Origin of the sequence: Curtobacterium sp. UNCCL20, assembly GCF_900101675.1 — a bacterium.
GTDB lineage: Bacteria > Actinomycetota > Actinomycetes > Actinomycetales > Microbacteriaceae > Curtobacterium.
Genome location: NZ_FNKG01000001.1, coordinates 1869039 through 1888927 on the forward strand (window position 1 = coordinate 1869039; position 19889 = coordinate 1888927).

The 19889-nt window shown below is 70.1% G+C and carries 22 protein-coding genes and 1 tRNA gene; 14 read left to right on the forward strand and 9 right to left on the reverse strand.

Features of this window, described 5'->3' with window-relative positions; all coding sequences use genetic code 11:
• Positions 1-30: 30 nt before the first annotated feature.
• The 5 genes from BLT36_RS09045 (at position 31) to BLT36_RS18370 (ending at position 3455) form a co-directional block, all read left to right on the forward strand.
• Complete coding sequence (locus BLT36_RS09045; RefSeq protein ID WP_092094086.1) at positions 31-327, forward strand: WXG100 family type VII secretion target; 297 nt, start codon at positions 31-33, stop codon at positions 325-327.
• 75 nt (positions 328-402) lie between these two features.
• A complete protein-coding gene (locus BLT36_RS09050; RefSeq protein ID WP_092094088.1) occupies positions 403-690 on the forward strand; it encodes a hypothetical protein in 288 nt (95 codons plus the stop codon).
• Between the two features lie 236 nt (positions 691-926).
• The gene (locus BLT36_RS09055; protein ID WP_139166412.1) at positions 927-2450 is read left to right on the forward strand and encodes a hypothetical protein; all 1524 of its coding nucleotides are present in this window, start codon (positions 927-929) and stop codon (positions 2448-2450) included.
• Positions 2447-2935, forward strand: coding sequence for a hypothetical protein (locus BLT36_RS09060; protein ID WP_092094091.1), 489 nt, complete (start codon positions 2447-2449; stop codon positions 2933-2935). The genes BLT36_RS09055 and BLT36_RS09060 overlap by 4 nt, the downstream gene beginning before the upstream one ends.
• 91 nt (positions 2936-3026) lie before the next feature.
• A complete protein-coding gene (locus BLT36_RS18370) occupies positions 3027-3455 on the forward strand; it encodes a hypothetical protein (RefSeq protein WP_139166413.1) in 429 nt (142 codons plus the stop codon).
• A 592-nt stretch (positions 3456-4047) separates the two neighbouring features.
• On the opposite strand, the gene BLT36_RS09065 is transcribed toward BLT36_RS18370, so the two are convergent.
• The 3 genes from BLT36_RS09065 to BLT36_RS09080 form a co-directional block, all read right to left on the reverse strand.
• Positions 4048-4422 (reverse strand): hypothetical protein, encoded by a 375-nt coding sequence (locus BLT36_RS09065; protein WP_175529552.1) that lies wholly within the window; start codon positions 4420-4422, stop codon positions 4048-4050.
• A gap of 274 nt (positions 4423-4696) precedes the next feature.
• Entirely contained in the window at positions 4697-6826 is a 2130-nt protein-coding gene (locus BLT36_RS09075) for a RecQ family ATP-dependent DNA helicase (protein ID WP_217638274.1), read from the reverse strand.
• 84 nt (positions 6827-6910) lie between these two features.
• On the reverse strand, positions 6911-8383 hold the full coding sequence (locus tag BLT36_RS09080; RefSeq protein WP_092094095.1) for a hypothetical protein: 1473 nt from the start codon (positions 8381-8383) through the stop codon (positions 6911-6913).
• 70 nt (positions 8384-8453) lie between these two features.
• Between BLT36_RS09080 and BLT36_RS09085 the strand changes: the two genes are divergently transcribed.
• The 4 genes from BLT36_RS09085 (at position 8454) to BLT36_RS09100 (ending at position 10967) form a co-directional block, all read left to right on the forward strand.
• Positions 8454-9278, forward strand: coding sequence for an endonuclease/exonuclease/phosphatase family protein (locus BLT36_RS09085; RefSeq protein ID WP_092094097.1), 825 nt, complete (start codon positions 8454-8456; stop codon positions 9276-9278).
• Complete coding sequence (locus tag BLT36_RS09090; RefSeq protein WP_139166414.1) at positions 9275-9859, forward strand: DUF2238 domain-containing protein; 585 nt, start codon at positions 9275-9277, stop codon at positions 9857-9859. The genes BLT36_RS09085 and BLT36_RS09090 overlap by 4 nt, the downstream gene beginning before the upstream one ends.
• A 162-nt stretch (positions 9860-10021) precedes the next feature.
• A tRNA-Pro gene (locus tag BLT36_RS09095) sits at positions 10022-10095 on the forward strand.
• A 488-nt stretch (positions 10096-10583) separates the two neighbouring features.
• On the forward strand, positions 10584-10967 hold the full coding sequence (locus BLT36_RS09100; RefSeq protein ID WP_092094100.1) for a hypothetical protein: 384 nt from the start codon (positions 10584-10586) through the stop codon (positions 10965-10967).
• Between the two features lie 98 nt (positions 10968-11065).
• On the opposite strand, the gene BLT36_RS09105 is transcribed toward BLT36_RS09100, so the two are convergent.
• The 3 genes from BLT36_RS09105 to BLT36_RS18715 all read right to left on the reverse strand — a co-directional run bounded on the left by BLT36_RS09105 (position 11066) and on the right by BLT36_RS18715 (position 13212).
• Positions 11066-12214 carry a hypothetical protein gene (locus tag BLT36_RS09105; protein ID WP_139166415.1) on the reverse strand — a complete coding sequence of 383 codons (1149 nt, stop codon included), beginning with the start codon at positions 12212-12214 and terminating at the stop codon, positions 11066-11068.
• 167 nt (positions 12215-12381) lie between these two features.
• Positions 12382-12573: a hypothetical protein gene (locus tag BLT36_RS18375; RefSeq protein ID WP_139166416.1), complete on the reverse strand. Its 192-nt coding sequence runs from the start codon at positions 12571-12573 to the stop codon at positions 12382-12384.
• A gap of 468 nt (positions 12574-13041) precedes the next feature.
• The gene (locus BLT36_RS18715; protein WP_175529553.1) at positions 13042-13212 is read right to left on the reverse strand and encodes a hypothetical protein; all 171 of its coding nucleotides are present in this window, start codon (positions 13210-13212) and stop codon (positions 13042-13044) included.
• A gap of 347 nt (positions 13213-13559) precedes the next feature.
• On the opposite strand from BLT36_RS18715, the gene BLT36_RS09115 reads away from it, so the two are divergent.
• The 3 genes from BLT36_RS09115 to BLT36_RS09125 all read left to right on the forward strand — a co-directional run bounded on the left by BLT36_RS09115 (position 13560) and on the right by BLT36_RS09125 (position 16070).
• Positions 13560-14669: a fatty acid desaturase family protein gene (locus BLT36_RS09115; RefSeq protein ID WP_092094105.1), complete on the forward strand. Its 1110-nt coding sequence runs from the start codon at positions 13560-13562 to the stop codon at positions 14667-14669.
• Between the two features lie 16 nt (positions 14670-14685).
• Positions 14686-14895, forward strand: a complete 210-nt coding sequence (locus BLT36_RS09120) for a cold-shock protein (protein WP_092094544.1) — start codon at positions 14686-14688, stop codon at positions 14893-14895.
• A 410-nt stretch (positions 14896-15305) separates the two neighbouring features.
• Positions 15306-16070, forward strand: a complete 765-nt coding sequence (locus tag BLT36_RS09125) for a glycoside hydrolase family 16 protein (protein WP_092094107.1) — start codon at positions 15306-15308, stop codon at positions 16068-16070.
• 6 nt (positions 16071-16076) lie between these two features.
• On the opposite strand, the gene arr is transcribed toward BLT36_RS09125, so the two are convergent.
• Together arr and BLT36_RS09135 are read right to left on the reverse strand one after the other, a co-directional pair.
• A complete protein-coding gene (arr, locus tag BLT36_RS09130; RefSeq protein WP_092094108.1) occupies positions 16077-16487 on the reverse strand; it encodes an NAD(+)--rifampin ADP-ribosyltransferase in 411 nt (136 codons plus the stop codon).
• Complete coding sequence (locus BLT36_RS09135) at positions 16484-17089, reverse strand: putative immunity protein (RefSeq protein WP_254787467.1); 606 nt, start codon at positions 17087-17089, stop codon at positions 16484-16486. The genes arr and BLT36_RS09135 overlap by 4 nt, the downstream gene beginning before the upstream one ends.
• 112 nt (positions 17090-17201) lie before the next feature.
• On the opposite strand from BLT36_RS09135, the gene BLT36_RS09140 reads away from it, so the two are divergent.
• Positions 17202-18134 (forward strand): ABC transporter ATP-binding protein, encoded by a 933-nt coding sequence (locus BLT36_RS09140; protein ID WP_092094110.1) that lies wholly within the window; start codon positions 17202-17204, stop codon positions 18132-18134.
• Positions 18131-18985, forward strand: a complete 855-nt coding sequence (locus BLT36_RS09145) for an ABC transporter permease (protein ID WP_092094111.1) — start codon at positions 18131-18133, stop codon at positions 18983-18985. The genes BLT36_RS09140 and BLT36_RS09145 overlap by 4 nt, the downstream gene beginning before the upstream one ends.
• A 71-nt stretch (positions 18986-19056) precedes the next feature.
• Here BLT36_RS09145 and BLT36_RS09150 read toward each other — a convergent pair whose 3' ends face one another.
• Positions 19057-19656, reverse strand: a complete 600-nt coding sequence (locus BLT36_RS09150; protein WP_092094113.1) for a dihydrofolate reductase family protein — start codon at positions 19654-19656, stop codon at positions 19057-19059.
• Positions 19657-19889 lie beyond the last annotated feature (233 nt).

Below are 19889 nucleotides of genomic sequence, written 5' to 3' on the forward strand. Positions count from 1 at the left end.
CGACATCGACCACCGTGAAGGGGTGCAACCGTGGCCAACATCAACGTCTCGTACCAGGAGCTCAACAGCAACGCGGACCGGCTCGTCGCCGGACGTGACGAGATCAACGCGACGCTCTCGAAGCTGCAGGCGCAGATCGCCTCGCTGACCCAGGCGGGCTTCCAGACCGACCGCTCGTCAGGCGCCTACAACGAGGCGTACCAGCGCTTCACCAGCGGCGCGCAGAACACCATCGGCGGACTGAACGACCTCGCGCAGTTCCTGCGCACCACCGCCCAGACGCTGGGCGACGTGGACCAGCAGCTGGCGTCGAAGCTCGGTCGCTGAGCCGATCAGGAATGGTGGCGGGGACCGGCGCTGCCGTGGTGTGGCGCCGGTCGACCGTCGTCGTGGGGGTGCAGTGTGAGCGGGAAGCTCAAGATCTCGTACGCCGCGCTCGAAGCGCTGGCGACGAAGGTGACGTCCGCGGGGGACGACATCGAGATCGGCGCACGAATCCGGGCCGGTCAGGGGAACACCGAACTCGGGTCGGACGTCGTGTCGAACGCGCTGTCGGACGCGACGCGTCAGCAGGTGCAGCGATCGCAGATCGCAGCGGACAGCATCCGGGCAGCCGGCAAGTTCCCGCTGACGGTCAAGCGGTCCTACGCAGACGCCGATGCGGCGCAGGCGAAGGCAGCGGCGCAGTGAACTGGACCGAAGACGACCCGGGCCGGGGGAGTCCCGCCGGCATCCAGGGCATCGCCGCGCTGCGGACAGCGCGAGCATCCAGGATCCGTGACGCTCAGCGCGCCGTCCAGACCGCCGGTTCGAACTCCGGCGTCGAATGGGAAGCATCGAGTCAGCAGTCGTTCGCGGCGGAGCTGTCGAAGCACGCGGCCGACATCGAGCTCGTCGCGGCGGGACTCGAGAAGCAGGCGACGGCGTTGACGACGTACGCGGGGCAGTTGTCGCAGATCAAGGACCGGCAGGTGGTGCTGGAGACGCAGCGGGCGAACGCCGAGAGCGATCTGGCGACCGCGCACTCCAAGATGCCGCTCCCGGACCTCATCCCGTCGAGCGTGCCGAACTTCCCGGGGAGCTCTCGGCAGGAATCCGGGCCCGACCCCGACACCGAGCGCCGGAAGGCGGCGGCGCAGGGGCAGATCGATGACGCGCAGTCGAAGATCCGAGCGGTGGACGCGGCGTGGGACACCCTGATCTCCGATCGACGACGGATCGACGCGACGTGCGCAGCGGCGCTCCAGAGCAACGAGGTCCTCGGTTCCGTCGCCGCATTCTCAGCCTCGGCAATCGCTGCGGGTTCGCCCGGCGCGCTGCTGGATCGACTGAAGAACCTCAGCGAAGCGGACCTGGCGATCGTCCTGGCCGAACACCCCGAACTGGCAGACCGTGTGAACGAGGCCTCCCCGGCCGAGGTCGCCGCCTGGTGGCAGTCGATGGGAGCCGCGCAACAGCAGGCCTTCATCGCCGGGATGCCGAGCGTCATCGGTTCGCTCAACGGAGTGTCGGCGCTCGATCGGGTCGCGGCGAACCGTCTCAACGCCGCGAAGCGGCTCCAGGCACTCGAGAAGACCCTCGCCGGGTGGAAGAAGCAGGCCGCAGAGCCGGGCCAGTCGTCCGTGCGGCTCGCCGAGATCGCCGACCTCGAGCAGGAGATCGGCTACCTGCACAAGGCCGTCGATGAGCCACCGACGGTGCAGCTCTACCTGTACGACAAGGACGCTGACCGGATCATCGAGATGGTCGGCACGCCGTCGTCCGCCACGCAGAAGGTGGTCACCTACACGCCCGGGACGCTCGCGAACATCGAGCAGTTCTACGATGGCGACACACAGCAGATCGCCCAGTGGTTGCAGCGACAGGATCGCGACGGGCTCGTGGCGTTCGTGTACAAGGACGGAAGGTACCCGCAGAATCCGCTGACCGAAGCCAACGACGAGGAGTACGGGCGGACGACGGGTCGACAACTCAAGGAATTCGAAGACGGCGTCTTCCGCGACCCCCTTCTTGCCGGGAAGCAGTCGATCGGCATCGGGCACAGCTGGGGCACATCGAACATCACCTCAGCCGAGGCGGAGGGTGCCCGGTGGAGCACCGTCATCTCGCTGTCGGGAGCAGGCGCGCCCGTCGATTGGAAGAAGAACCCCGGCACCTCGTACGCCGACTTCTCGTACAACGACATCTTGCAAACCGCGCAGGACCTTCGAATCGGGGACCATGGCGCTGTTTGGGGAGGTCGTAATCCCCGGGACATCGGTTTCGACCACGGTGACTACTACGAGGCTCCGATGAGCTGGAACCATTTTCCCGGGAGTGCCGCCGTCAGTTGGATCCTTCCGGCGACCGCGGGGGTTGATTCTCACAACCTCGCAGCTTCGGCCGATCCCCACAACGCGAAACTTCTCGACGACATGAGGGAGTACATTTACAATGGAAGCGGAAAATGAAGAAGATCAGTGTCGTCGGTGTCATCATCGTGATGACATTGCTCGCTGGATGCGCGATGAATAGCGATCTCCCGAAAGACCCGGACGCGCGCGTAGCCCAACTCAAGAAAATCACGCAACAAGCTGAGTCGAAAGCAATCGCGTTGGTGCCTCGAGCAGAGGTGAAAGAGATCGAGCAGCTCCCGACCGGTTCGTTCTTGAAGTGCGGCGATGGTTACCGGTGGATGGGTGGCATCCGAGCGAAGTTGGAGAATGGAGTTGATGGAGGCGAGACGCAGCGTGCTCTCGCCGAGTCGGCCGCCCACGAAGGCTACTCGGTGACAGAAGACAAAGTCCTGACCGGCGCCACGCGGTTCGAACTCGTGGACGGCAAGGGTGTACAGCTCCTCGTGACGCTGTACGAAAACGAAACACTCTTGAACGTCACGTCGGCGTCGCCTTGCGCCGCGCTTCCAGGCGACTATCGGCCACCTGCCGAACTCTGACGATTTCCGGGACAGGGTGACGGGTGAGACCACAATGCTTCTGCGCGTATCCGCATTGCTCCTGCTCCCGATGCTCTTGGCGGGGTGTGCCATGAACAGCGGGCTCCCTGCCGACCCGGAGGCGCGGATCGCAGCGGTCAAGAAGGCCACTCAGGCGACGGAACGAAAGGTGGTGAATCTCCTTTCGAGCGGAGATGTGGCTTCCGTGAAGCAGATCGACGAAGGCTCTTTCCTGTCTTGCTCGAACGGTTATCAATGGTCCGGTAACATTCGCGCGACTCTGTCGAGCGGAGCTGTTGGCGATGACGCTCAGCGTGGCCTGGCGAGGTCTGCTGCAAAGCGGGGTTTCGAGGTGAGCGAAGACAGGATGCTGCGAGGCGGGCGTCGTTACGAACTGGTGAACAAGGAAGGTGCAAGGCTCCTTGTGACCGTCTGGAACGAAGGCACGGTTCTCGACATCGATTCTTTTTCGCAGTGCTTCAGTGTTCCTGCTGACTACGATCCGCCTCGTCTGTACTGAACTCGAGTGCTGTGCCGAACATCCACGATGTGGCGCGACGACGTCGATCGACAATCAGCAGCTATTGCTCCGCCTCAAGAGCGTCATCGACGAGAAGCTCGGTTCCCGTGTTTCTGCCTGCCGGGGAACTTTCACCGTGCTCGGCGCTCCTGAACAGCCGATGTCTGTCCCGGCTGAGTTCATCATGCTGTGGTCGAAGCCACCGATGGAACGGTTCCGGCCACAGCGCCGATCACGATGTTCCTACGGGCTGGAACGATTCTCCCTCCGGTGTTGACTCAGACAACGTGAGTCCTTCGACGAAATCACTCCAAGAGCTCAGTACGGCGGTTATGACGTGGAAGGTCAAGCGTCAACCGAAGGTGATCCTCGCCTCAGGCTCAGCGCTGCAGGAGGGGAGACCCTGTACTTGTCTCCGCGCAGTGGACGAGCGATGGATCTCGACTCTTTCTCGAACTGTTTCACGCTTCCGGACGGGTTCCAGACCCGTGGGAACTACTGAACGGGACTGCACGCGAGCCAGTCCGCGACGTTCGAGACCTTCGGCGGCCGTCGGGCGACGCCGCGGGCTGCTCAGCCACCGGAGCTCCCGTCAGGACGAGAAGTCCCACGAGATGTGCTGCCCCGGGTGGTACCAGATCAGCGCCGCGATCAAGAGCCCGACGACCGTCGCTCCGTTGATGATCGCGCACGCGATCCACCAGCGTGACCGAGGACTCCTGACCACGTTGATGACCAGTAGGACGAAGGCGATCGCCAGGAACACTACGGTGACCGCGGACCCCCGGACGGCGAATCCCGCCATCGCCGGACGGGTGACGTCGAGCGGAGCGCCGAACGCAGCGATGAACACGACGCAGAAGACGCCGAGGGCAGTCGCGAGGATCCCGACGCCGTTCGCGAAGATCGCCGCCGCGAGTGCCACCGACCCGGTCGCAGCACCGGTCCGGCGCGGTGCCACCGTCACGGCAGGTCGGACCCGCGAGCGGAGCTCCTGCGGCTGTGCCGCCGGCGCAAGCGCAAGCGCAGGGGCCGGCGCATGCGCAGGGGCCGGCGCATGCGCAGGGGCCGGCGCAGGCGCAAACACAGGCGCAGAAGGGCACGCGGGCGACGGTGCTCGGTCGGCGGGCGCCGGCGACGGTGTCGCTGCCCAAGCGTCCTGATCCGTCACGGTGTTCCCCCTCGTCGCACGTGCACAGCCATCCTGGCACGCAGCCGCAGCCGCAGCGGCAGCGTCAGCGTCAGGCCACGGTGGCGAGCGCGAACGGCAACACGGCGGCAGCCCCGGCACGCCGGAGCTCACGGCCGGCCACGGTCATCGTCCACCGGCTGTCGACCAGGTCGTCCACGAGCAGCACCGGCCCCTCGTGTCCCTGCAGCGCGGCGGCGAGTTCGGCATCGACGGAGAAGGTGTCCCACACCCCGGACAGTCGGTAGGCACTGTTCGTCGCGCCGTCGCCCCGGGGCGTCCCGCCGTTCCGCCCGAGCGTCCCGAGGAACTGCAGTCGGCCGATCGAGGAGAGCGCCTGTGCCAGCGACGCCACGAGCTCGGGGCGCGACCGGGACGACATCGCGACGACGCCGGTCGGCCGGGTCTCCCACGGCCAGTCCTTGAGCGCCCGGACGCACCCGTCCACGAGTTCGCGGGACACCGGGGCGTCCGGTGTCCCCGAGGCGAACAGCGCGCGGAGCGGACCGCCCCACCCGAGGTCGGTCAGGCGGGCCACGGCACGACCGGGCTGGACGAGCTCGTCGGGGCTGATCTTGCCGCGGACGGGGACGCCGAGCGCCGCCATGCCGGAGGGCCACTGGGCACGCGGGGCGATCTCGACGCCGACCTGGTCGAGCGCGGCGGCGGCACCGGAGGCGTCGGAGTCGGACACCGAAGTCGGGAACCATGCCCCGGCGCAGTTGTCGCACCGGCCGCAGGGCTCGGCGGACGGGTCATCGAGGTCCTGCTGGAGGAGCTGCATCCGGCACTGCGAGGTGGACTCGTAGTCGAGCATCGAGGCGGCCTCGGCAGCGCGGGCTGCGGCGACCCGTTCGTAGCGGGGAGCGTCGTACTCCCAGGGCTGCCCGGTGGCGACCCACCCGCCGGTGACGCGCCGCACAGCGCCGTCCACGTCGAGCACCTTGAGGAGCAGCTCGAGCGTGGACCGCTTGATGTCGACGAGGCCCTCGAGCGCGACGGTCGACATCGCGGTGTCGGTGGACAGGGCGTTGAGCACCGCGGCGGCGCGTGCCTCGGTCGGCATCGAGGCGCTGGCGAAGTACTGCCAGATCTCGCGGTCCTCACGCCCGGGCAGCAGGAGGACGTCGGCGTTGTCGGTGGCTCGGCCGGCGCGGCCGATCTGCTGGTAGTAGGCGACGGGGGAGGAGGGCGCGCCGACGTGGACGACGAACCCGAGGTCGGGCTTGTCGAACCCCATGCCGAGCGCACTCGTGGCGACGAGGGCCTTCAGCTCGTTGCCCTTCAGCTGCTGTTCGAGCTGTTCGCGTTCCTCGGTGTCGGTCCGACCGGTGTACGCGCGGACGGCGTACCCGTTCTCACGCAGGAGCCGGGCGATGTCCTCGGCCGCGGAGACCGTGAGCGTGTAGATGATGCCGCTGCCGGGCAGGTCGCCGAGGTGCGCGAGCAGCCACCCGAGTCGCTGCCGGGCGTCCGGCAGGGTCAGGACGCCGAGGCGCAGGGAGGCACGCGCCAGCGACCCGCGGATGGTGAAGACCGGGTCGGCGGGGCCTGCGGTGAGCTGTTCGGCGACGTCCTCGACCACGCGCTCGTTCGCGGTGGCCGTGGTGGCGAGGACGGGAACGCCGTGGGGGAGCGACCGGATGAGTTCGGCGAGCCGCCGGTAGTCCGGGCGGAAGTCGTGGCCCCAGTCGGAGATGCAGTGGGCTTCGTCGACGACGAGCATCCCCATCCGGGCGATGAGCGTCGGCATCTGCTCGTCGCGGAACTTCGGGTTGTTCAGCCGTTCGGGGGAGACGAGCAGGACGTCGACCTCGTCGCGGGCGAGCGCGGCCTGCGTCTCGCCCCACTCGTGGGCGTTCGCGGAGTTGATCGACACCGCGCGGACGCCGGCACGGGCGGCCGCGGCGACCTGGTCGCGCATGAGCGCGAGGAGCGGTGACACGAGGACGGTCGGACCACCGCCGCGCCGGCGCAGCAGCAGGGTCGCGAGGAAGTACACCGCGGACTTGCCCCACCCGGTGCGCTGCACGACGAGCGCGCGCTGCCGGTGCTCGACGAGGGCGGAGATCGCCTCGAGCTGGCCGGGGTGGAAGACCGCGTCGGCGCGGCCGGTGAGCGCAGCGAGCGCCTGCTGCGCCTCGGCGGCGATGTCGGCAGACGGCGGGGCGGTGGTTTCCATGCCCCCATGCTGTCAGCACCGACCGACGAAACCCGACCGAGCCCGCAGACTGTGGAGAACCGGCGGGACCGCCCAGGCAACGCGCTACTGGTACGTGACCAGTGACGGCGTCGGCGACACGTCCGCCATCGTCTCCTCCGGGCTCAGCATCGGAGTGTCCTCGTCGGTGAAGTTCTTCCAGCCCCAGTGCACGCCCGCCGGCGCTCCAGAGTGCAGCGCCTTCCACGTCGCCTGCTTGTCCGGCTGCGACCCCTGCCCGTCGGCGTGGATGAGGAGGTCGAGCTCCGGGTGCGACTCGAGCGACGCCCGGTCCTGGATCATCGACAGGCGGAACTGGTGGAGCACGAGGGCCTTCGGCGGCAGCCCCTTCTCCTTGACGAGCGCCGACAGCCACGACGACACCTCGTTCACCTCGGAGGCGCGGACGCTCCCGATCTGCTTGAGTGGCACCTGGTCGTGGCCCAGCCGCCACTCCGGGTCGAGTGCCAGCCACACCCCGGGCTTCGACAGGAGCGACTCGTACCGCTTCGCCTGCGACAGGAAGTCGGCACGCCCCGGCTGCAGGTCGAGGATGACGGGCATCCCGGCGTCGTGGGCGGCGTCGACGTAGGGCTCGAGCGTCGACGGCGCGAGCTCGGTCGAGTAGTCCCCGTCCGCCCCGGCGTCGCCCGCTGCGACGGTCGCGATGACCTCCATGGCGGGCGTGACCGGAACGTCCCCGAGACCCTTGTACGACGCGGCGACGGACTCCGCGCGCCGCACGGTCGCCGCCGGGTCCTGCTCGCCGAGCACACCGAGCGCAGGTGCACCGGGAGCCCCGTACAGCGCGACGTACCGGTGCCCGTCGAACGGTCGCTGCCCGCCGTGCGGCAGCTGCCACCCGTTCTCGGCGGCCCGGACGGTCCACTCCGGGTCCGGCAGCGCCTCGAACGCCGACCCGGCGAGGAGCGTCGGGTGTCCCGACTCCTCGTGCAGTGCCCGCACCACGCCGGACGACGCGGCCGGGTCAGTCACCCCGTCCGGCATGACCACCACGCGCGCACCCGCGGCCTTCGCAGACCCCACGACCGCGGCGTCCGCGCTCGCGTCCGCCACGACCACGGTCGCCGGCCTGGAGGCACGGGTCGACTCCGGCGCGTCGCCACCGTCCGGCGCGTCCCGCTCCACGACGTCGGTGTCGACGGTCACGTCGCCCTCGGCCTGGTACCAGTCGGCTCCGAGCCGGTGCAGCTCGCGGGCGACGGCGGCGCCGCCCTTCGCCGCGAGGAGCACCGGGACGTGCGCACGCTCGGCGGCGCTCGCCGCGGTGCGGACGGCTGCCGGGTCGTCCGCCGGGGCGACCAGGGCGCCCGGCGCCGAGGCGAAGAGCGCCCGACTGGCCCGGATCGACCGCTCGGCGGCATCCGACTCCGCCGCGACGGTGACGGTGTCGGCGGCGGCCTTCGCGAGCGTCGGCCGCGCGTCCGCCGCAGGGTTCGCGGTGCACCCGGCGGCTCCGAGCAGGAGCCCGGTGGCGGCGAGTGCGAGGAGGACACGGGAGGTGGGGCCGGAACGCATCGGGCCACCCTACGAGCCGTCCGGAGAGCTCCCTGGGAATCCGACGGGTGTCGTCTCGTAGAAGGGATGCATGCCCGACGACGACCGCCCGCTCATCGGAGCGGTGCAGCCGCCCGACGTGCACTGCATGACGCTCAACGTCCGCCGACGGGTCCCGCGGCCGTCCGGACACCCGGACGCGTGGGAGCGCCGGCGCGAGGCCGTGGTCGCGCTCGTCACCTCCGAAGCGCCCACCGTCCTCGCCGTCCAGGAGGCCCTCCCCACGCAGTCCGCTGACCTCACCGCCGCCCTCGGGTCACGCTTCGAACCAGTGCTCGTCGGACGCGGTGTCCGTGGGGACGGCGAGCAGGTCGGGCTGTTCCTCGACCGCTCCCGGCTCGAGGTCGTCCAACGCCGGAGCTGGGCGCTCTCCCGCACGCCCTCGCGTCCCGGGTCCCGGTCGTGGGGGACCGCCTTCCCGCGGCACGCCGTCGGCGCCGTCGTGGACGACCGCGCGACGAGGGTCCGGTTCCTCGCCATCGCGACGCACCTCGACGTCGCCTCGCCGTGGGCACGGCTCCGGTCAGCCGAACTCCTCGGACGCATCGTCCGGGAACGCGGCCTGCCCGCCGTCGTCATGGCGGACTGGAACAGTCCATCCGGCTCCGCACCGTGGCGAGCACTGGCGGACGCCGGTGTCGTCGACAGCTGGAGCCGTGCCTCCAGGCAGACCGGCGACCCCGTCGGGACGTACCCGCACTACCAGACGCCCCGTGTGGGCGGGCCGCGCATCGACGGCGTCCTCGTGACCGAGGACGCGACCGTCGACCGGGTCGGCGTCTCGACCAGGCGACCCGACGGGGTGTGGCCCTCCGACCACGCCGCCGTCCACGCCGTCGTGCGGTGGGCCTCGTGATCCGGACGCTCGGGCCGACGTTCCTGCGACCGCGGTTCCTCGTCGCCGACGTCGTGCGCGGCCTGACGCTCGTCAGCCTCGTCGTCGCGGCCGTCGGCTGGGGTGGGACCGCGTTCCCGGTGATGGCGCTGTCGCTGCTCGGCGTCGTCGTCCCGCGGATGCTCGGGCTGCGACCGACCTTCGACGTCCTCGTGTGCGTGCTCGTGCTGCTCGCCGGGTGGTCGAGCGTGCTCGAGTGGTACACGACCGTGTTCCTCTGGGACAAGTTCGTCCACGTCGTGCTGACCGGGCTGCTCGCGGCGGTGCTGTACGTGATCGGGGCCGACGTCCGGGCGGTGCCGGCGCCGCACGCCGAGCGACGGGTGGTCGTCGCGGTCCTCGCGCTCTGTGCCGGACTCGCGGTCGGGGCGGCCTGGGAGATGGGGGAGTGGCTCGGCCACAACTTCGTGGACTCCGCGATCTCCGTCGGGTACGACGACACCATCGGCGACCTGGCGGCGGACGGGGCCGGCGGGCTGCTCGCCGGCTTCGGGCTGCCGTGGTTGGCGGCGCGGCGCGAGGTGGTGCGGGCGCACCACTGACGCTGCGGGTTCGCACGCGCGCGCTCGTACTCGTGCTCGTGGTCCTGCGACTCGCCGTGGCGCGGGAGGGGTCCCGCTTCCGCTATGCTGGTCGGGTTGCTCCGCGCTCCGGTCGGACGCGGGTGACGGGGTTCTCCGGAACCCCGAGCCCCTCGGGGCTCGCGGGCTGTGGCGCAGCTTGGTAGCGCACTTGACTGGGGGTCAAGGGGTCGCAGGTTCAAATCCTGTCAGCCCGACCGACGACGAGCCCCGGCGGAACCACGGTTCCGCCGGGGCTTCTTGTGTATCGGCAGGCTCGCGCGCCTGGCAGCGCCCCACAGGATCACCCGCTTCGAGTGACGTGTCCTCGCCGCCGGCGAGGTACGCCTGAGTCCTCACGAGGAGGACCCATGCGCACTCGTCCGATCGTCACTGCCAAGCTGGTCACCTGCGTGGCCGTCGCGCTCGCCGGATGCGTCCTGAACCGTCCCTCTGCCGTGGACAGCGCGCGCGAGGCGGTCCAGGGGACGTGGGTGCAGGGCGCGGGCGTGGACACCCCGGAGGTGCCCTTCGTGTCGTTCCGGTCGGACCGCGCCTGGATCGCATCGGACGGGTGCGACCGTGTGTACGGCACCTGGCGGATCACGGCGCAGCATCGCCTCAGCGTCGTCGTCGGTCCGCACGCGCCGCTGGAGTGCGCCGGGGAGCACATGGTCACCACCGTCGCCGGCGGGGGATCGCACGCGTGCCCCGGGGGACCTCGCAGCTCCGCATCGAGGCCGGCGGGACGACGATGCGGCTCGACCCGGCGGACGACGACACCGTCGACTCACTCGACCGGCCGATCGGGTACTGGGTGCAGGACCACTCCTCGGACGCCCCGTACCTCTCCCTCCGGGCGGACGACACCTTCCGGCTCTTCGACGGCTGCGTCACCCGGACCGGCACCTGGAGGTGGTCGCACACCGAGCAGGTCCGTCTGTACACCGAGGCCCAGACGGGCGAGTTCTGCGCGGACGCCGACCCCGACCTCCGCCGGAGCACGAGGGGGCGCGTGGACGGTGACACGATCGCGCTCAGCCGGACCGACGGCAGCGCCACCGGGACCCTGCGCCGGTACGCCGGCTGAGGCTGGCGGGCGGCGTCAGACCGGCGGCCTGGAGGCGCGTGGCGGGCTGGCACTGCGCCTCCAGGCCGCCGCATGGCCCGCTCAACACACCGAGGCCGTCACCGTCGTGATCCGGTGCGTCGCGCTTCGGAGCGCGCTCGCCATCGTTGACGTACGAGGGTCCCGGCAGCACCGATCGCGGACCCAGCGAGGCTCACGAGTATCCCGGACAGAAGGGGGTGCCCTGTTGCAGAACGGAGATCCGGTACGGAGTAGTCCGTCGCCGGGAGTGTGAGGTCGTCAATCCCGATGATCGGTGCAGCGGTCTCCGTCGAGGTGCCGGTGAACTGGATCAGCGTCGTTCCGGAGCCCGCCTGGCGGTCTCCGTTCAGGATGACCGGGTGGCTGTGCACTTGACCTATGACCACCCGTGCTGTGCACGTGTCGGGCACGAACCAGGCGTCTGCGCCGTCCGAGATCGGGGATGGGATCGCGACGAGGTCGGTGGGGAAGCGTCCGTCATTGCTCGCAGTCGCGATCGAGCGGAGGTTCGACGCGCACCCGACCTCTCCGAGACCTCCCTTGGACGCTCCGAGCGACGAGTGACGCAGTCGGAGTGCCATCGTGAGGCTCACCTCCTGCTTCGAGCCGGCGGCGCCCGCCCCGAACGCGATGGCGATCGAGGTGGCGGTCGACGAGTCGCGGTCGAACCAGGGTGCGTCGATGGTCGATGCGGGGCCGCCCCCTCGTGCGACAGCGAAACCGCCGGACGAACCCGCTGGGAGGAGGTTCGGCGCTGGTGCGACGCGGCGGGAGTTCACCTGCCGCACGGGTTCGTCCGGATCGAGAACGGCGAGATCGCCCGAGCTGGTTCCGCGTTGCTGCGCCCCTGTCACGATGCCGGCCACATCGAACGCTGCAGCGCCGGATCCCACGAGCGCGATCGAGAGGTTCGCGTTATCCGGCACCGGGAAGTCGAGGTCGACGAGGACCTGACGGTCGATGGAACCGAGCCCCACGGTCGACCTGCGTACGGTCATCTTCATCGATCGGATCGGCGCGTCAGCGAACACGGTCAGACCTCCTGCGCTGCTGGGCTGCACGGATTCTGCTGGTTGCTTCGGTGCCGTTGCGATCGCACCACCGAGGAAGAGTGCGGTGAGTCCCGCGAACACCGCCAGCTGCGCGAGGAAGGCGTTGCGCAGCAGTCTTCTCACGACCCGCGAGACGCCCGACGAGAGGTGCGCGACACCCAGGAACGAGACCACTGGGATGAGCACGAAGATGACCCAACCGACTGCTGTGAGGTCGGTGTTCTCGTCGAAGGTGTTCAGAGAAGACCAGACGACCCCGCTGACCGAGCCCGCGACCGCGATCGAGACGGGCAGGAAGGACCCCGGTGGTCGGCACAGCCAGGCAAGTCGGTCGCGCGGCCTCACATCGTCACCGTGCAGAACTCGTCGAGCGGTACCTGGATGGTCCCGAGGCTGGAGGGTGTCGCAGTGGCGTGGGCTTCGTAGTTCAGCCGTGGGATGGAGATCGACAAACCGATGCGCGAGTCCGTCTCCCAGTCGAAGTCGACCCGGAGGCCGTCACTGAACCGGGCGAGCTCACGTACGTGCCGCACGATGTCGCTCCTCGTTCTCGTCCCAGGGCACTTCTGGGCGAGTGCGAGCTGCATCGAAGCGTCGTCGATCAGCACCAGCGTGTCGTGCCGCGCTTGCACGGCGCGTGCATCAGCGGGGTCGACGCCCGTCCGACTGAGGACCAGCGTGGCCACGAACGCGGACGAGACGATGACGATCGACGCCGACAGGAGCAAGGACGCGATGCGCCCGCGATGCGGAGGCTTGGGCGCCTCGCTCGAGCGCTCGTGCCGTCCACCCACCGTTCCCCCTCGAGACGCCCGCGATGAAGTGCCGCAGTGAAGCCGAACGGCGGATCGAGTCGGGAGCCCGCTCCTGTGCGACGATCCTGACCTTAGGGGCCGCCGCCACGAGCGGGAGTCGTCACGTCCCGATCGACATGGATCATGCGGCATCGCGCACGGCATCGCGCACGGCATCGCGCACGGCAACGCGATCAGCGATCAGCGTCAATCGCCCTCGCGGTCTGGCCGAGCCGTCGCCGAGCCGTCGACCGGGGACTGGAGCTCCGGCGTCAGGAACTCGTTGCGGGAGATCGCCTTGGTCGACCCCGTGCTCAGCAACGTGACGAGGACGACGCCGATCAGGGCGGTGGCGAAGGCGGACGCGAGGTTCTGCACCGTCCCGGCGGGTGGACCCGACCTCGCCCGCCAGGTCCTTGCCTCCAGGCCGACGTCGCCCATCTGCGCGGACCGTGCGGAGCGCGCCGCGCCGGGACGACCGCTGGCGGCACGAGGGTCGCTGGATCCACGGGCGTCCCCTCTCCTCGGTCGGCGGGACACGGCTCCGGTCAGGGTGCGCGCACGCCGACGCGCCCGCCTCATCCGGAACGGATGAACCCGGTCACCGACGGAATCCGGACTGTCAGGCGAACACGCAAGTTGCGCCCTTAGGGTCGCGGCAAGCGCAATCGCGTGAACTCTCTCGAACCGGTTGAAGGACCGATCCGTACCGGAAGGCGGTCCTCATGACCACCACTCCGCTCGCACCGGGTTACACCCGCACTCGTCCCGGGACGGGGAGCCGCAACGGCACCTCGACCTACTCCGCGCTCCTGGCGCAGGTGAAGGAGAACGGCCTGCTGCGCCGTCGCACCGGGTTCTACTGGGCACTGTTCGGCTCCCTGGCCGGCACACTCGCCCTCACCTGGGTCGCCTTCGCGTTCCTCGGTGACTCGTGGTTCCAGCTCATCGTCGCCGGCGTGCTCGGCGTGCTCTTCACGCAGTTCGCGTTCCTCTCCCACGAGGCCGCGCACCGCCAGGTCTTCGCCTCGCAGCGCTGGAACGACCACGCCGGCCGCTACATCGGCACGTTCCTCGTCGGCCTCAGCTACTCGTGGTGGATGAACAAGCACACCCGCCACCACGGCAACCCGAACACCGTCGGCAAGGACCCGGACATCGCGCCGGACGGCATCCGGTTCCTGCCGGAGGACGCCGCCGCGGTCAAGGGCCCGCTCATGACGACGTTCATGCGCTTCCAGGGGTGGCTGTTCTTCCCGCTGCTGACGCTCGAGGGCATCAACCTGCACCGCTACGCCGTGCAGTCGATCGTCACGGGCAACGGCACGAAGGCCGACGTCAAGCACCGCATCATCGAGGGCGCCTTGCTCGTCGCGCGGTTCGCGATCTACCTGACGGTCGTGTTCTGGTTCCTGCCGTTCGGCATGGCGTGCGCGTTCCTCGGGGTGCAGCTGGCTGTCTTCGGCGTGATGATGGGCGCCTCGTTCGCGCCGAACCACAAGGGCATGCCGACGATCGCGCACGACGCGAAGGTCGACTTCTTCTCCCGCCAGGTCCGCACCTCCCGCAACGTCCGCGGCGGCTGGTGGGTGTCGTTCCTGATGGGGGGCCTGAACTACCAGGTCGAGCACCACCTGTTCCCGTCGATGCCGCGTCCGGCGTTGAAGCAGGCACGCCTGCTCGTCCGGGACCACTGCGACACCCTCGACGTGCCCTACACCGAGACCACGCTGCTGCGCTCGTACGGCATCGTCGTCCGGTACCTCAACCGCGTCGGACTCGCCGCCCGCGACCCGTTCGCGTGCCCGATGGTCGCGCAGCTGCGCATCCACTGACGCCGTGCTGACCGTCATGCCCACCGGCACCGTGAAGTGGTTCGACCACAACAAGGGCTTCGGCTTCATCACCCCCGACGACGGCTCCGAGGACCTGTTCGCGCACTTCTCGAGCATCGTCGTCACCACCGGCCTCCGGTCGCTCGAAGAGCACGACCGCGTCCGGTACGACGTCGGGCCCGGCAAGAAGGGCCCCGAGGCGGGGAACATCTCGATCATCCGCTGACGCACCGGGCCAACGCACCGACGACGAACGCCCCGACCGATCCGGTCGGGGCGTTCGTCGTTCCGGCGCGGAGGCGCGCCGGCGCGCGGCGCGGTCACGGGGTTCGGATCCCGCGGTCACCGGCCCGGCGTGCCGGGGCGGCCACCGGCCCGCCGTGACCACGCGACGGCCTGGAGGCGCGGTGCCAGCCCGCCCCGCGCCTCCCGGCAGCACGGCGGGCCGGGACGTACCCGCGCGGACAGACGGGTCCGGACACCCTCGGACTGGGGACCGAGGCCCCCTCAGACTGGGGACGGACCGGCACGGACCACTGCCCGGGGCGCAACTAGCGTTCACCTCGAACAGTCGACGACCGGCTGTTCCGGCACCTCGGGACGGGTGCCGTGGGTCACTGAGGGAGTGGCAACGTCATGCAGAAACGGTCATCCACGCGCGTCGCGATCGTCGCCGTGCTCCTCACCGCCACGCTCGTCGCGGTGCCGCTCGGCCAGGGCACCGCGCCCGCGGAGGCAGCGGCCGCCGGCGCACCGGTCGGCAACGTCGGCAAGTTCAAGCAGCGGGTGATCGAGAACTTCACCACGGCGGCGGCGGCGAAGGGCAAGTTCCAGAAGACCTACGCGAAGAACTGGCAGCCGTACCCGGACGGGACCGGCGGCATGTACTTCTCGGGCACGCAGATCAGCGGGCACGACGGCGTGATGGACGTCCTCCTCGACGGGAAGAAGGGCGCCGCCGGCACGTTCGGCACCGCCCAGGATGCGTGGACGCACGTCGGCGGGAAGTTCACCGTGCGGGCGCGGGCGACCGGCGGCGACGGGAACGGTGCGGCCTTCATGCTGTGGCCGAACTCGAACCGGTGGGCGGACGGTGAGATCGACTACCCCGAGGCGAACTTCGAGCAGTCGCCGATGGTGTTCCAGCACTCGATGACGCCCGGCCAGGAGGTCAACGCCACCTCGCACTGGACGGGGGTGTCCTGGCGGACCTGGCACACGTACTCGATCGAATGGATCCCGAAGAAGTCGGTGACGTACCTGCTCGACGGCAAGGTGATCAAGACGATCACGAGGGACGTGCCGACCACCGGGCACCGGTACATGTTCCAGGTCGGGAACTGGGGTGCGAAGGGCCACCTCTACATCGACTGGTTCACCACGTACGACTACGTGAAGTGACCCGGTTCAGTTGATGATCTCGCCGCGCTCGTCGTCGCGCAGCACGGCGAGCCGGTCCCGCCAGGCCTGCAGCGCCTCGGGCGACAGGCGCGGCCAGTCCTCGACCTCGGCCACGATCCGGATCGGCTCCGCGCTGCGGTACGACCGTGTGGGGTTCCCGGGGAACTTCTTGTCGGTGACGTTGGGGTCGTCCTCGAACGCACCGGTCGGTTCCACCTCGTAGACGCGGGGGAGTCCGTCGCCCGCCGCGAGCTCGGCGGCGAGCCCGGCCCCGTCCGGAAGCGCCGTGAAGTACACGTGGTTCATCACGACCTCGGGCCGGTAGTTGGAGCGGAAGCCCGCGGTCAGCAGGTCTCCGACCCGCAGGTCTGCCTTGGTGCCGTGGAAGAACGGTCCGTCGTCGAGTGCGTCGCTCACGGCGACAGGGTAGCGCCGTCGCCGTCGCCGTCGCCGTCGCCGTCGCCGTCGCCGTCTTCGTGTTCGTCTTCGTCGCCGATCGCGCGCTGCAGCGCGCGGATCGTCGTCCCGAGCACACCGGTGGCGAGCAGTCCCGCACCGAGTGGGCCGGACGGGTCCGAACCGAGCGCGGGGAGCCGCCGCAGCGCGGCCCGGACGGGCGGCGTCACATGGTCGAGTTGCCAGCGGATCTCGTCGTCGACGGCGGCCTGGAGGCGCGGCTCGGCCGGTCCCGCCGCCTTCGCCGCGTACGCGGCTGCGCCCAGGGCGTGTGCCCCCATGTGCGCGACACCCGACGCCTGGGCGGCGGCCCGCGCCGCCGCGACCGCGGCCGGCGTGGCGACCGCCTGCGCCGCACGACCGGCGACGAACCGCCGACGGATCTCGCCGGCGGCGTCCAGCTCGCCCCGTGCGAAGGCCCGGGCACGGCGGACGGCGTCGCGGGGTCGGTCGTCGTCGGGAGCCTCGGCCTCGAACAACGGCAGGACGTGCTCGGCGCAGTCGGCCGCCCACGCCGCGACGACGCGTCGATCGGACTCGGTGAGCGTCTGTGCGGAGACCATGCCGCCACGCTCCCACACCGCGGCGGGGTCTGTCCGGGTCCTCCGAGCGGTGCAGGCATCTCCCCCCTGCGACGGACGCGGGCAGCGGGAGCGCCCCCGTAGCGTTGCCGCCGTGATCGAAGTCGAGCACCTCACCAAACAGTACGGTCCGAAGACCGCCGTCGACGACGTCTCGTTCGTCGTCCGGCCGGGCAGCGTGACCGGCTTCCTCGGCCCGAACGGCGCCGGGAAGTCCACCACGATGCGCATGATCATGGGGCTCGACCGCCCCACAGCGGGACGGGCGACGGTGAACGGGCAGCCGTACCAGAGCTTCCGCGACCCGCTGCGGCAGGTCGGCGCACTGCTCGAGGCGAAGGCGGTGCACTCCGGTCGGAGCGCGTACAACCACCTCCTCTCGCTCGCGGCGACGCACGGCATCCCGAAGTCCCGCGTCCACGAGGTCATCGACATGACCGGCCTCGACTCCGTCGCGAAGAAGCGCGTCGGCGGCTTCTCCCTCGGCATGGGGCAGCGGCTCGGCATCGCGGCGGCGCTCCTCGGCGACCCGAAGACCCTCATCCTCGACGAGCCGGTGAACGGCCTCGACCCGGACGGCGTCCTGTGGGTCCGGCAGCTCGCGCGGCGGATGGCGGCGGACGGGCGCACCGTGTTCCTGTCCAGCCACCTCATGAGCGAGATGGCGCAGACGGCGGACCGCGTGGTCGTCCTCGGCCGCGGCCGGGTGCTCGCAGACGCACCCATCGCGGAGTTCGTCGCCGGCGGTGCCGGTGGACCCGGCGGTGCGGGTGGCGGCTCCCGGGTCGTGGTGCGGACCCCCGCGCCCGACCAGCTGTTCCAGGCGATCGGCCCGAACGCGTCGATCACCCCGCGCGAGGACGGTTCGTTCCTCGTCGTCGGCCCGGACGCCGTGACCGTGGGGAATATCGCCGCCCAGGTCGGCGTCCCGCTGCACGAGCTCACCCCGACGGGCGCCAGCCTCGAGGAGGCCTACATGGCACTCACCCGCGACGACGTCGAGTACCGATCGGAGGGCGTCCGATGAGCGCCACCGCCACGAACGCACCCCGCACCAGCAGCCTCCCGGACGGGATCGGCCTGAGCTTCCCCCGACTGGTCCGGAGCGAGTGGATCAAGTTCCGCAGCATCCGATCGACGGTGTGGTGCCTCGCCATCCTCGTCGTCGTGACGATCGCGATGGCCGTGCTCATCGGCAGTGCGCTGGAACCGGGCGGCCCGCTCACGACCGACGCCGCGAACGGGACCCTCGTCACCATCAACACCGCGAGCGTCTCCCTGACGGCGCTGGTGGTCGCCGTCCTCGGTGTGCTCATCATCACGGGGGAGTACGGCACGGGGCAGGTCCGCTCGACGTTCACCGCGGACCCGGGACGCACCGGGGTCGTCCTCGCCAAGGCCGCGGTCCTCGCGCTCACGACGTTCGTGGTCAGTGCCGTCGCGATCTGGATCGGGGTGTTCGCATCGGCGGCGCTGCAGTCGGGCAAGGGGTTGCACGCCGACCTCGCCGACCCGTCGGTGTTCATGCCGCTCCTCGGGGCATCGGTGTACGTGATGCTGCTCGCCCTGCTGGCCTACGGCATCGGTCTGCTCGTCCGCTCGAGCGCGGGTGGGATCGCCATCACGCTCGGCATCCTCCTGGTGCTGCCGGTGATCCTGTCGCTGATCGCCGGGGTGATCGACGCGCAGTGGATCCTGGACCTCACCCGGTTCCTGCCGGCCCAGGCCGGAGCGCAGCTGTACACGTTCTCGTCCGGAGCCGGTACGGGGCAGACCGGCGTCGTCCTGAACGGTTGGGGCGGCTTCGGTGTCCTCCTCGCCGAGGTGGTCGTCGTCGGTGCGCTCGCGCTGACGGTCGCGCGCCGCCGGGACGTCTAGCGCCACCGTCTCGGGCCCTGGAGGCGCGGTGCCAGCTGGCACCGCGCCTCCAGTCCGTGATGCCGCTGCGTCTACTGCCGGGCGATCTCGTACCGACGGAACGTCACGCCACTGTCGAAGGTCCGCTGCTCCAGCAGCTCCAGCAGCAGGGGCCGCGCGATCGCGTCGGCGGGGGAGTCGAAGAGGGGCCGGCCGACGCCGAGCAGGGCCGGGTGCGTGAAGAGCATCAGCTCGTCGAGCAGGCCCGCGGCGAGCAGCTGCGTGGCGAGGTCGGCGCCGCCGATCCCGATGTCGCCCTCAGACTCGTCACGGAGCGCGGCGAGCCGACCGATCGCGTCCTCGTTGATAATCGTCGTGTTGTGGTCCGCCGCCGTGCGGGACCGCGAGACGAGCACCTTCGGCATCGCCGTCCAGATCTCGCCGTACTCGCGGAGGTAGTCGGGCAGGGACGCGTCGGTGCGGGCATCGGGCCAGAACGGGTCCATCATGTCGTGGATGACGCGGCCCTCGACGGCCATCGTCATCGCCCGCGCACGCTCGTTGAAGAACCGGTGCAGCTGCTCGTCGATGCGCAGCCACTCGGGGTCTCCGAGCTCACCGACCTCGCCGGGGCGCCCCTCGATGAAGCCGTCGAGGGACACGTTCATCCAGTACACGAACCGTGCGGGCACGTCGGACTCCTTCGTCGATCGGGCCGGTGCGGCCGAGGGTACGCCCGGGTCCGCCGCGCCGACAGGATCGTTCGGTGTCGGAACCAAGGGTGACAACGTCACAGGAAGGTCATAGGGTGCCCCTGCCGGCCCTGAACCCGCCGGCTCCCACGGAACCCGCGAGCGGCCACGACGACGTGTCCGCTCTCCCCGTGGTGCCCGACGCGACGGCATCCGGCGCTCTTCCTGCCGCG